The organism is Secundilactobacillus similis DSM 23365 = JCM 2765, assembly GCF_001311075.1.
GTDB classification, from domain to species: domain Bacteria; phylum Bacillota; class Bacilli; order Lactobacillales; family Lactobacillaceae; genus Secundilactobacillus; species Secundilactobacillus similis.
In genome coordinates this window covers 1-9,685 of sequence record NZ_BBAD01000102.1, presented here as the reverse complement: position 1 = coordinate 9,685, position 9,685 = coordinate 1, and the positions used below count along the sequence as shown (strand labels likewise).

The following is a 9,685-nucleotide window of genomic DNA, read 5'->3' as shown; positions in this document are numbered from 1 at the left end:
GATGCGCTGTTGTCAACTAGAACCGCTGACTGTCACATATTGAAGTTGACTAAACTGTGTACCGGCAACGTTAGACAATAACTCGACAACTGCAGAAGCAATTGTGGTCAATGTTCAGTATCCGCAATGGACTAACGGTTGCGTGATGCCGAGCTTCATCAGTTGACCGTCACGTCTATGTTGATTTGATAAGATGACGTTACCGTTCAACGCGTTTTGAGATGTTCTGCGATAGTGCCGAATTGCGCAATATGAGATTCCGGTCAGCGACTAGGTGGAAGCTGTGTCGCGATAATTGGTGGTTGTTGACGAACTTCCGACAACCACCAATTATCGGGGACAAATTGAAGACTCGCACGGTTTTTGGCGAGGCTTCGATTTGAGGACTGAGACCGCCCTTTGGCTCAGGCCGGCCCCACAGCTGGAACCTAGTCGCTGAACGGAATCGTCAGTTCACACAAATCACATTTCACAAACGTACATCAATGATGCTTACGCTGGACACAAGCGATTCCCGAACAACAAAAAACGCCGACAGCATCAGCCATCGGCGTTTCACAATTTCATAGATTCAATTATTTGCCAACAACAATGTTGACGATCTTCTTTGGCACAACAATGACCTTCTTAAGTTCATGCCCTTCGGTGTAAGTCTTAACGACTTCATCCGCCAAAGCAGCTTCCTTAATCGCGTCTTGTTCAGCATCCGCAGCCACAGTGATGTGAGCCCGAACTTTCCCGTTCACTTGAACAGCCAGTTCGACTTCGTCCACAACAAGCTTGGATTCGTCGTAAGTTGGCCACTTAGCGTAGGTGATGGTCTTATCATGACCCATCAAGGCCCAGAGTTCTTCCGTAATGTGTGGTGCGATTGGTGACAGCATCTTCACTAAGCCTTCCATGTAAACCAATGGTAAACTATCGGCCTTAAAGGCTTCGTTAACGAAGACCATCATTTGTGAAATGGCAACGTTAAAGCGAAGCGCCTGCATGTCTTCGGTAACGGTCTTAACAGTTTGGTTGTAGATCAAGTCTAACTTACCGTCGTTGATCGTCGTTACTCGATCGCGCAAGTGGTTGTTATCATCGATGATCAAACGCCATACCCGATCCAACCAACGGTGAGCACCGGCAATTCCTTCAGTACTCCAAGGCTTGGCAGCATCCAATGGCCCCATGAACATTTCGTAGACCCGCAAGGTATCGGCACCATACTGATCGACAATTTCGTCAGGGTTGATAACGTTCCCCTTTGACTTAGACATCTTTTCATGGTTAGTTCCCAGAATCATCCCTTGGTTAACTAGCTTTTGGAATGGTTCTTTGGTAGGTACAACCCCGATATCGTACAAGAACTTGTGCCAGAATCGAGCGTATAGCAAATGCAAAACGGCATGTTCCGCACCACCAACGTACAAGTCAACTGGCATCCAGTATTTCAACTTCTCTGGATCTGCGACAGCCTTGTCGTTGTGTGGGTCCACGTAACGCAAGAAGTACCATGAGCTCCCAGCCCATTGTGGCATGGTGTTGGTTTCACGCTTCCCCTTACGACCGTTTTCGTCAACCACGTTGACCCAGTCATCCAGGTTAGCCAATGGACTTTCACCAGTACCTGATGGTTCCAATTGCTTAGCCTTAGGCAGGCGCAATGGCAATTCATCTTCAGGAATTAATGTGGTTTCACCATCTTCCCAGTGGATCACTGGAATTGGTTCGCCCCAGTACCGTTGCCGTGAGAAGATCCAGTCACGCAAGCGGTAGTTGACCTTCTTGTGGCCAGCATCGTGTTCTTCCAACCAATCGATAGCGGCATCAATGGCAGTTGCTTTATCCATACCGTTCAAGAAGCCAGAGTTCACGTGTGGGCCATCTTCAGTAAAGGCTGCTTCGTCAACGTTACCGCCTTCGATGACTTGCTTGATTGGCAAATCAAACTTTTTAGCAAATTCGTAGTCCCGGTCATCATGCGCTGGCACAGCCATGATTGCCCCAGTCCCGTATGAAGCTAAGACGTAGTCACCAATCCAGATTGGCAATTTTTCGCCGTTGATTGGATTGATGCCGTAAGCACCGGTAAATACCCCGGTCTTATCCTTGTTCAAGTCAGTCCGTTCAAGGTCAGAACGACTCTCAATTGCCTTCTTGTAGGCGGCTACTTCGTCAGCGTGTTCTGGCGTCGTAATTTGGTCAACGAGGTCGTGCTCTGGCGCCAAGACCATGTATGAGGCACCAAACAACGTGTCAGGACGAGTCGTGTAAACTTCGACCTGCTTGTCTTCTTGACCCGCAACCTTAAAGAATACACTGGCACCGGTTGAACGACCGATCCAGTTACGTTGTTGTTCCTTAATGCTTTCAGGCCAATCAAGGTCATCCAAGTCATCGATCAAGCGGTCAGCGTAAGCCGTGATCCGCAAAACCCATTGGCGCATTGGTACCCGGTATACGGGGTACCCACCACGTTCAGTTTTACCATCGATAACTTCTTCGTTAGCCACAACGGTCCCGCCCATAAAGTCAGGGGCCCAGTTAACCATGATCTTGTCTTCGTAAGCTAACCCACGCTTGTAAAGTTGTTCGAAGATCCATTGGGTCCACTTGTAATAAGTTGGGTCAGTTGTGTTAATTTCACGATCCCAATCGTATGAGAAGCCCAGTGAGCGAATCTGACGTTTGAAGTTCTTTACGTTTTGGGCAGTGAAGTCCTTTGGGTTATGACCGGTCTTCAGCGCATATTGTTCTGCAGGTAAACCAAAGGCATCCCAGCCCATTGGGTGCAAAACGTTAAAGCCTTGCATCCGTTTCATCCGCGCAACAATGTCCGTTGCAGTATAACCTTCAGGGTGTCCAACGTGTAACCCCTGTCCTGATGGATATGGGAACATATCTAGTGCATAAAACTTAGGTTTTGCACTGTCATCAGCCGTTTTAAAGGTTTTATTTTCTTTCCAATAGTGTTGCCATTTGCGTTCAATAATACTGTGATTATAAGCCAAACCAACACGCTCCCTTTCTGAATTAAAACTATCTGAAAACTAAAAAAGCCTACAAGAAACCACTCAGTTTCTTGTAGGACGGAATATCCGCGGTACCACCTAACATTCCCGTACAGTACGGCGCTTTGTTATGCCATAACGCGGCATTCGCGTTTTAACTTACTTTGATTCAGTTAAAAAAACTCCGAGACGAGTTCGACGTCTTTCCCGGCGAATTCACAGCAACCATTCGCTTTCTTAACGGGGTAAAACATCTATTAGTCCTCATCAGTCCTTAATAGATTCGAATGTCTTTATGCTACCAAACGTTGACCGAAATTGCAATAGGTCTCAGATTAAACTCAGATTCATTCTGAAGTTTAACCAAGTGGTTCTTTCGGCAACATAATGATTTGATTACTGCCATCATCATACGCCCACAAAGCCGCCGGATAATCCGAGCTTGCCGGGAATGGCGTATCAAAACTGGCCACCACTTCGTTACCTTGTAAAAAATCAAACCGCAAGCGGCCATCGTTCGTTACGAGGTTAAATCCAATGATTTCGTCTAATCGAAACATTCCTTTTAAATTATTATCAATAATATACCAGACCTGGTCGATGATTTCACCTGGCAACGCACTCACGATGCCGAAGCTAGCAAATCTAGGACGACTACTTTCAAACACATTGATCGTCTCACTTTCCTGTTAGATATCGTAATGCTTAGTATATCGCACTTCAGCACATTGCGCTGGCTTTCAGCTCAAAAAGTTAGTCACTTGCCTTGGGGCGTGATCGATCAAGACCATTGATGACGTAAGCTAATAAAATTAAACCAACGCCGATGATGAAAATCCAGTGCAGTCCACTGTATAAAATCTCCCGTAATGGCGCTAACAGTTTAGCAGGTAATTCCGTGGCAGTTTGCGGATTGATCAGTTTATTCATCATGTCAAGCGTTGTCCCCGCATGCCGAGTCACGCCACGCGCCATTTGAACGTTCATGACGATCCCAAATACCGCGATCATGACGGTCTGGCCAAGGGTTCGACTTAGGTATTTAACGATGTTGCAACTCCAACATCTTTGGGTTCGACTTGACTTTGAACCGTCACGGTCGTGGTTGTGATCGTAATCCCAAACCCAGTCCCACAAATTGCGGCAATTAGGAAGAACCACGCAAACGGTGTCGATTCTGGGACAAGCGCCATCGCGAGGCCGCCGATTAAGATGAAGCTTAAACTCAATTCAATGATTCGCTTTGGGGTTGTGACAAGTAGCAGTTTGCCGGCAACGAACGACCCCACGATCCACATCAGTGAACTGGGGGTAATCGCAAACCCCGCCAGTGAGGCTGGTAAGCCAAGTAACCCCTGCGTCCACGTTGGCAGGTAAACTTCAAAGCCCATCAAAAAACCGCTAATAAGCGCAGCTACTAAGTTTTGGGTGACGAACGTTCGTTGTTTAAACAGCCCTAGCGGAATAATTGGGTTCACTGTTCGACCTTCGTGACGGATAAATAGGCCAAAACTGCCAATTGACACCAAGAAACTCACGATTAAAATTGGCCAATTAAGCTGGTTTCACCCATGACTTGAAACCCGTACATCAACGCCAAGAGCCCAACAGAAAGTAATAAACTCCCCAAAAGGTCCAGTGTTGATGACTTGTTCGCTTGGTTTCCTTCAAACAAACGCCAATCATGACCATTGCCAATAACCCCACCGGAATATTGATAAAAAAGATCCAGTGCCAAGTCAGTTGGTCAACGATAAATCCCCCTAACAACGGGGCAACAATTGACGCAATTCCCCAGGCTGATCCATTAAACCCCATCACCCGCGCCCGTTTTTCAAACGGATAGATATCGGCAATGATCGTAAATGAAATTGGCATGATCGACCCGGCACCGATGCTTGAACCGCGCGCCAAATAATAAGCTCAGTCATATTTTGCGCCAGTCCAGATAACGTCGAGCCGACAATAAAAATCGCCAACCCGGTTAAGAACAGACGCTTGCGGCCAAACATATCGGATAATTTGCCGTAAATCGGGGTCGCAATCGCGTTTGTCAGCAAAAAGATGGAGAATACCCAGTTCATCAGTGCGACACCGTGAAGATCCCCCACAATTGTTGGCATTGCGGTTGACACGATTGTCCCCTCAATGGCAGACATAAACGTCGCAATAAAAATGGCAATTGTTACCAGCGGCACATTGGTTGTATTTGACTTCATTTTCTATTCCTCGTTTTGCGTTGGCCCGCACCCCCAACGCAGATTGAGAGCCAATTGCTCCCGCCACAAAAATAACGACCAGCTATAAAAGTTGATCGTTATGCTTAAATCAAATTTAATTCAACAATTACCGGTTCAAGGCTTGAGTTAACTCATCAACCTTGTCCGTGTGTTCCCAAGGTAAGTCGATATCAGTCCGACCAAAATGCCCGTAAGCGGCGGTTTGTTTGTAAATTGGCCGCTTCAAATCAAGCATCTGAATGATCCCGGCTGGACGTAGATCAAAGACCTTGCGAACTGCCGCCGTTAAATCACTTTCAGCAACATCACTGGTACCAAACGTGTTAACGGAAACTGAAACGGGTTGCGCAACCCCGATTGCGTAGGCCAGTTGCACTTCAACTTGGTGTGCTAATCCGGCAGCAACGATGTTTTTAGCAATGTAGCGCGCTGCGTAACTTGCGGAACGGTCAACCTTAGTGGCATCCTTCCCAGAGAAGGCCCCGCCACCATGGTGCGCATAACCACCATAGGTATCAACGATAACCTTCCGACCAGTCAAACCAGCGTCCCCTTGAGGACCCCCGATGACAAATCGGCCAGTTGGGTTGATCAAGTAACGCGTCTGATCATCTAATAAATCAGCTGGAATAACTGGTTTAATGACCTGAGCAATCACGTCTTTACGAATTTGATCCAACGTTGCCCGTTCGGAATGTTGGGTACTAATCACAATCGTATCAACGCGTTGTGGCTTACCCGCATCATCGTATTCGACCGTCACTTCAGCCTTAGCATCTGGGCCAAGGTAGTCAAGGATGTTTTCCTTACGCACCTTAGCGATTCGACGCATCAACTGGTGTGACAGTGAAATTGCTAATGGCATCAATTCTGGCGTTTCGTCAATGGCGTAGCCGAACATCAACCCTTGGTCACCGGCACCGATTTGATCCAGTGGATCCGTATCGCCTTCGCGGTTTTCCAAGGCCTCATCGACCCCTTGCGCAATATCAGGTGATTGTTCGTCAATTGCGACAAGAACGGCACAGTTGTCACCGTCAAACCCGTACTTACCATCCGTGTAACCAATTTCCTTAATGGTTTCACGAACAACGTGTTGAATATCCACGTAAGCACTGGTCGAAATTTCACCAAATACTAAAACTAACCCGGTCGTGACTGATGTTTCACAGGCAACCCGAGCATCCGGATCCTGTGCCAACATGGCATCTAAGATGGCATCGCTAATTTGATCAGCGATTTTATCTGGATGACCCTCTGAGACAGATTCCGACGTAAACAAATGTTTCTCTTGCATAAAAAATTCCCCCAATTCGTTTTTCGGTTACAAGGCATCTTCACTAGAGCTAGTGAATCCTATCGGGAATGAAGACTCATAACTTTACTAGTCTATCACAATTTTGAGTAATTTGACATGGCAAGGTCATTTTTCGTTGACCCGCCCAAGAAAAATGTTTACGATTAAGCTATTACTAAAAAGGAACTAAAACCTATGCTAACTAACTTAGAAACCGCTATCGTCCGTCACCGCCAAGTGCTACAAGCGTTATTTTTTGGTGTCTGTGACACCATTGGTCTTTTCAGCTATGTTCGTGCAACATCCTTTCAAGCGTACCGAACGCCTCAACTAGGGCCAGTTATCTTGCTTTATTTAACAACAACGCTTCTATTAAGTTGTTTATTTTTAATTCTGAGTCCGCAGTACCGTAAAAGTTTAACCACGAAACTCTGTCTGGCCGCCACGGTGATTATGATCCTCATTTCAGCCACCATTTCAGATGGGTTAGTGACGATATTAAATATTGCGTTCATCCTCATTTTGGGTCTGATGTGGTACTTTCCTCAAATTCTAGCCAATGAGTGGGGTACGTTTGCAACCTCAATGTTGCTCGCTGGAATTGCTGCCAGTTATTTCACGCTGACGCATGACTACCTATCAACCACCCTACTCATTACATTATTGCTGCCATTATTCCTACTCAACTTCTTTTTAACAAGCCCGACTCAGTTACAACGACTATGGTTTCCGCTAGCGTTACTTGTTTTGAGTGTTTGCACATTGCTCCTTCGTCACCAGTCGTGGCTTAGTAGCGTTGTTACCATTTTGCTCATGGTGATCTGGTTAGCCGTCAGTCGTCGCTTACGACCTTCAACTGCTAGAAATTTGACGACCGGTGCAATTCTCACCCTAGTTATTCTCTTAATTTGTCACTAAGTACAATTAATTTGACTAAACTCAAAATTTCAGACAATTCTCATTAAAAGTTTCTAAAGTCTCCTTAGATTCAGCGTTCTAACCTCATTATTGACGTATGATATGTTTATCATAACCTGAACTAGGAGGCGTTTCATTTTGGCAAATATTAAAGTTGTTGGCGACATTCGCTTTGGTAACTATCAGCCTCACTAACTGGTAACCCAGTTGTTGACAGTGCCCTCGTTGCTAACTTCTGTGACCGACTTGCAAGTTGGCTAGCAACTCACCATATTAAATCAACGGTGATTCCAGAACACGCATTTCAGCTCAGTGATGTGCCAACTACCGATGACCTTTACGTCGTTGATAACCAAATCTTAAAAGCATTTGATAAACAACAAACGCAACAAGCAAACGTGCTAGGTGTTAATCATCAAGATCTGCTTCATGCTAATCCAACAGCAATTTATCATCAGATTCTGGATACGTTGCAACATTAAAGACCGGTTCAAAACAGTCGTTTTGAAACCGGTCTTTTTGAGTTACACAAAACGATTCGGAAAGACAACGCAATTTAATTTAGGCCGCAATAATGGATGTAATGCAGTCGCCAGATGTTCCGTAAAGCGGTTTTGATCCATTTTTTCAGTACCGACGTATCCCCAAAAAAATTTGGGTTTAAATCGATGGTTTTGAATCGTAAATCCATGATACGTTCGCCATGAGGTCCCCTGATAATTAACAGTGACTCCGGCAGTTCCATTTCGAATTCGTAATCGACTAACTTGCTTCAATTGCTCATTGCGAACCTCAATTTTCGCACCGGTTGTGTCGTCCGTAATTTGTAATATGATTTCGAGTTGATGGTCCGGCTTTAAAAATCGACGACTATTTTCTAGTAAATTAAGATAAGTCGTCATCAGTTCCGCCAGTGTCGGTTCACTGAACAGCATTGATCATAACCTCCTATTATTAATTCCCATATTTTCCCTTAATATACCTAATTAATAACTTCACAACTTGATTGTACGCAAAGTATATCACGGTTTATTGGTATAGACAACTTAAAAAACAATAAAAAAAGAACCCGAATTTAACTTCGAGTTCTCACAATTCTATTATACCGGAGGTGGGTTCGAACCCACACGTCCTCAACGGACACTGGATTTTGAGTCCAGCGCGTCTGCCAGTTCCGCCACTCCGGCATGTTTAATTTAATAATATTTGCCAATCCTTAACGGGAAAGGCGGTAATCGGATTCGAACCGACGATGAAGGTTTTGCAGACCTCTGCCTTACCACTTGGCTATACCGCCACCATATCTGATGCACTGGCTCCCCAACTGGGTTAGCTGGATTCGAACCAGCGCATGACGAAGTCAAAGTCCGTTGCCTTACCACTTGGCTATAACCCAATCATCAAGGGCGGTATGTGGGACTCGAACCCACGCGTGCCGGAACCACAATCCGGTGTGTTAACCAAACTTCACCAATACCGCCATCATATTATTAAACAGGGATAGCAGGAGTTGAACCCGCACTAGCGGTTTTGGAGACCGATGTACTACCATTATACTATATCCCTATGGTGGTTGGGAGTGGATTCGAACCACCGAACCCGAAGGAGCGGATTTACAGTCCGCCGCGTTTAGCCAGACTTCGCTACCCAACCATAATGGCGCGGGACGGAATCGAACCGCCGACACACGGAGCTTCAATCCGTTGCTCTACCAACTGAGCTACCGAGCCATATGTTGCATCATGTTAATATTCAATTAACAACGGTCCGTACGAGACTCGAACTCGTGATCTCCTGCGTGACAGGCAGGCGTCCTAACCAGCTAGACCAACGGACCATCAATGGAGGATACAGGGCTCGAACCTGTGACCCTCTGCTTGTAAGGCAGACGCTCTCCCAACTGAGCTAATCCTCCAAGATGATAAGGTGTTATTAAGTTTTGATCTTAACGACCAAATGACCCGTATGGGACTCGAACCCATGTTACCGCCGTGAAAGGGCGGTGTCTTAACCGCTTGACCAACGGGTCATATAAAAGTTGTTGAACGGAGAGTGAGGGATTCGAACCCTCGAAACAGGCTTTTACCCGTTTACACCATTTCCAGTGGTGCTCCTTCGGCCAGCTCGGACAACTCTCCAATTAATCTCCGACAGATGAACGCGTCATCAACGGCAGTCTGATTAACATTCAGTTGCCCCAACAACAGAGCTTGTCGGATGAAACATGATTC

6 protein-coding genes, 11 tRNA genes, 1 pseudogene, 1 riboswitch and 1 other annotated feature are annotated in these 9,685 nt (G+C 45.9%); of the genes and pseudogenes, 2 read left to right on the top strand and 16 right to left on the bottom strand.

All coding sequences use genetic code 11. From position 1 onward, the window contains the following. Positions 1–575 precede the first annotated feature (575 nt). The 4 genes and pseudogenes from leuS to metK all read right to left on the bottom strand — a co-directional run bounded on the left by leuS (position 576) and on the right by metK (position 6,536). Complete coding sequence (gene leuS, locus JCM2765_RS14910) at positions 576–2,999, bottom strand: leucine--tRNA ligase (RefSeq protein WP_054737388.1); 2,424 nt, start codon at positions 2,997–2,999, stop codon at positions 576–578. A gap of 71 nt (positions 3,000–3,070) precedes the next feature. Further along, positions 3,071–3,277, bottom strand: a binding site (T-box leader). 81 nt (positions 3,278–3,358) lie between these two features. Further along, on the bottom strand, positions 3,359–3,667 hold the full coding sequence (locus JCM2765_RS14905) for a DUF960 domain-containing protein (RefSeq protein WP_082405168.1): 309 nt from the start codon (positions 3,665–3,667) through the stop codon (positions 3,359–3,361). 85 nt (positions 3,668–3,752) lie between these two features. Then, a pseudogene (locus tag JCM2765_RS18900) lies at positions 3,753–5,218 on the bottom strand (MDR family MFS transporter). A gap of 127 nt (positions 5,219–5,345) precedes the next feature. Next, complete coding sequence (gene metK, locus JCM2765_RS14895) at positions 5,346–6,536, bottom strand: methionine adenosyltransferase (RefSeq protein WP_054737386.1); 1,191 nt, start codon at positions 6,534–6,536, stop codon at positions 5,346–5,348. Continuing rightward, positions 6,534–6,623: riboswitch (SMK box riboswitch) on the bottom strand. Its footprint overlaps the gene before it by 3 nt. Before the next feature lie 108 nt (positions 6,624–6,731). Between metK and JCM2765_RS14890 the strand changes: the two genes are divergently transcribed. Further along, the gene (locus tag JCM2765_RS14890) at positions 6,732–7,454 is read left to right on the top strand and encodes a hypothetical protein (RefSeq protein WP_054737385.1); all 723 of its coding nucleotides are present in this window, start codon (positions 6,732–6,734) and stop codon (positions 7,452–7,454) included. A gap of 284 nt (positions 7,455–7,738) precedes the next feature. Continuing rightward, the gene (locus JCM2765_RS14885) at positions 7,739–7,936 is read left to right on the top strand and encodes a hypothetical protein (RefSeq protein ID WP_054737384.1); all 198 of its coding nucleotides are present in this window, start codon (positions 7,739–7,741) and stop codon (positions 7,934–7,936) included. A 42-nt stretch (positions 7,937–7,978) separates the two neighbouring features. Here JCM2765_RS14885 and JCM2765_RS14880 read toward each other — a convergent pair whose 3' ends face one another. The 12 genes from JCM2765_RS14880 to JCM2765_RS14825 all read right to left on the bottom strand — a co-directional run bounded on the left by JCM2765_RS14880 (position 7,979) and on the right by JCM2765_RS14825 (position 9,592). Beyond that, a complete protein-coding gene (locus JCM2765_RS14880; protein WP_054737383.1) occupies positions 7,979–8,389 on the bottom strand; it encodes a hypothetical protein in 411 nt (136 codons plus the stop codon). A 168-nt stretch (positions 8,390–8,557) separates the two neighbouring features. Further along, positions 8,558–8,641: transfer RNA gene (locus tag JCM2765_RS14875), tRNA-Leu, on the bottom strand. Positions 8,642–8,680: 39 nt separating this feature from the next. After that, positions 8,681–8,751, bottom strand: a tRNA-Cys gene (locus JCM2765_RS14870). A gap of 27 nt (positions 8,752–8,778) precedes the next feature. Next, positions 8,779–8,850: transfer RNA gene (locus JCM2765_RS14865), tRNA-Gln, on the bottom strand. Positions 8,851–8,859: 9 nt separating this feature from the next. Next, positions 8,860–8,934: transfer RNA gene (locus tag JCM2765_RS14860), tRNA-His, on the bottom strand. Between the two features lie 15 nt (positions 8,935–8,949). Then, a tRNA-Trp gene (locus tag JCM2765_RS14855) sits at positions 8,950–9,020 on the bottom strand. Between the two features lies 1 nt (position 9,021). Then, positions 9,022–9,107 (bottom strand) — tRNA-Tyr (locus JCM2765_RS14850). 4 nt (positions 9,108–9,111) lie between these two features. Next, positions 9,112–9,184 (bottom strand) — tRNA-Phe (locus tag JCM2765_RS14845). 33 nt (positions 9,185–9,217) lie between these two features. Further along, positions 9,218–9,291, bottom strand: a tRNA-Asp gene (locus JCM2765_RS14840). Between the two features lie 5 nt (positions 9,292–9,296). Further along, positions 9,297–9,369, bottom strand: a tRNA-Val gene (locus JCM2765_RS14835). 42 nt (positions 9,370–9,411) lie between these two features. Beyond that, positions 9,412–9,483 (bottom strand) — tRNA-Glu (locus tag JCM2765_RS14830). 17 nt (positions 9,484–9,500) lie between these two features. Then, positions 9,501–9,592, bottom strand: a tRNA-Ser gene (locus JCM2765_RS14825). Positions 9,593–9,685 lie beyond the last annotated feature (93 nt).

Excerpts from the sequence above, each read along its gene's own strand:
- metK (WP_054737386.1), bottom strand. The coding sequence starts at position 6,536 with ATGCAAGAGAAACATTTGTTTACGTCGGAATCTGTCTCAGAGGGTCAT.
- JCM2765_RS14880 (WP_054737383.1), bottom strand. The coding sequence starts at position 8,389 with ATGCTGTTCAGTGAACCGACACTGGCGGAACTGATGACGACTTATCTT.
- JCM2765_RS14890 (WP_054737385.1), top strand. The coding sequence starts at position 6,732 with ATGCTAACTAACTTAGAAACCGCTATCGTCCGTCACCGCCAAGTGCTA.